Genomic DNA, 1610 nt, shown 5'->3' with positions numbered 1-1610 from the left:
TAGTGTCTGCTGATTAATTAAATGACGCTATAAAATATGGTTTTTATCATCATATATGTTATAATGAATGCAAAGATATTTTAACTATTGCTGTTTATCTTTGCATTTAAGGGTCAGCCAGCCATGTATAAGACAGTTACAGAGCACCAAATCACCTTTTTCGACTTCAATCAGAGCTGTGGGATGCAGCTTGAGGAGAAAAACGAGTGGGTTGTTCTCTCAACACGAATCGACTGGGGCGCACTTGAAAAAGTGTACGCCAGTCTGTTTCCCTCCCACAAAGGACACCCGGCGAAACCTCTGAGGATGGCGCTTGGGGCCCTCATTATCCAGAAACGCAAAAAGCTGTCCGACCGCGCGCTTGTGAAAGAGATCGCCGAGAACCCGTATCTACAGTACTTCCTGGGCATACAGCAGTACTCGCATAAGTGCCCTTTTGAGGCAACATCGCTGGTCGCATTTCGGAAGAGGCTCAACGTCAGCTTCCTGACGCGGGCAAACGAGCTGTTTCTCGGAAAGGCTGGTGCTACGCCCGAACACACAGGGGATAAGGTTTGTGTGTCAGAAGACGGGGAAAACAGCGGGACGTTTATCCTTGACGCTACGTGCTCGCCATCAAACATAAAGTATCCGCAGGACTTTGTGCTCTTGAATGACGGGCGTGTGAAGCTCGAGGAGATGATCGATTACTTCCATAAAACTTATGCCCCGTGGAAGAAACCGAGAACCTACCGGGAAGTAGCACGCAGGGAATACCTGGCTGTTGCAAAGAGCAAGAAACGTACGACGAAAAAGCTGCGTTCCCTGATCCGCAAGCAGCTGGAGTGCCTCCGCCGTGATCTTGGATACCTTGAGGCATATATGGCGGAAGGGTATGCCCTGCCGGCAAAGTATGCCGACTTCTATCTGACGATCATGGAACTGTACCGTCAGCAGAAGTACATGTTTGACAATCATACACACCGCGTTGAAGGCCGGATTGTCAGTATCAGCCAGCCATACCTTCGGCCGATTGTCCGGGGAAAAGCAAAGAACCCGACGGAATTTGGCGCAAAGTATGATGTCAGCATTGACGAGAAAGGCCATGCCCGGCTGGAAAAGATCCAGTTTGACCCGTATAATGAAAGCTCTGTGTTCCAGAAGGCGGTTGAAGCGTACTACCAGCGCACCGGGCATTATCCCGCAAGGGCGCTGGTTGACCAGATCTACCGGGCGCGGAAGAACCGCGATTATTGCAAAGAACATGGAATCCGGATGTCAGGGCCTAAACTTGGCAGGCCGTCCAGAAAAGCGTCTACCAAAGAGGAATACCAGGACAATACAGACCGGATCGAAGTGGAACGCTTCTTCAGCCTGGACAAGCGTTGCAGTGGCGCAGGGCTGATCATGACCAGACTGTCGGATACAACGCTGTCATCGATTGCCCTGTCGGTGTTTGTGACGAATCTATTCGCAATCCCTGCCGGAAATATTTTTTTGCTTTATTTTGCGGAAAGCGAAAGCGGATCAGATTCCATCCATTTCATCGAATTCGAAGCAGCGTAACCTCTCTCCGCGGGTATCCAAAGTTGTTCGTGATTTTGGGAGAGGCTTTGTTGAGCAGACACTAA

General features: G+C 49.9%; 1 protein-coding gene. It reads left to right on the top strand.

The features are described from left to right. Positions 1-123 precede the first annotated feature (123 nt). Positions 124-1545 (top strand): IS5 family transposase, encoded by a 1422-nt coding sequence (locus tag ACTQ1N_RS12595; RefSeq protein ID WP_441956999.1) that lies wholly within the window; start codon positions 124-126, stop codon positions 1543-1545. Positions 1546-1610: the final 65 nt, after the last annotated feature.

The organism is Porcincola sp. LCP21S3_C12 (assembly GCF_052118625.1).
Lineage (GTDB): Bacteria > Bacillota > Clostridia > Lachnospirales > Lachnospiraceae > Porcincola.
Note: the sequence above shows the minus strand (reverse complement) of the source record. Positions and strands in the feature narration are given on the sequence as shown.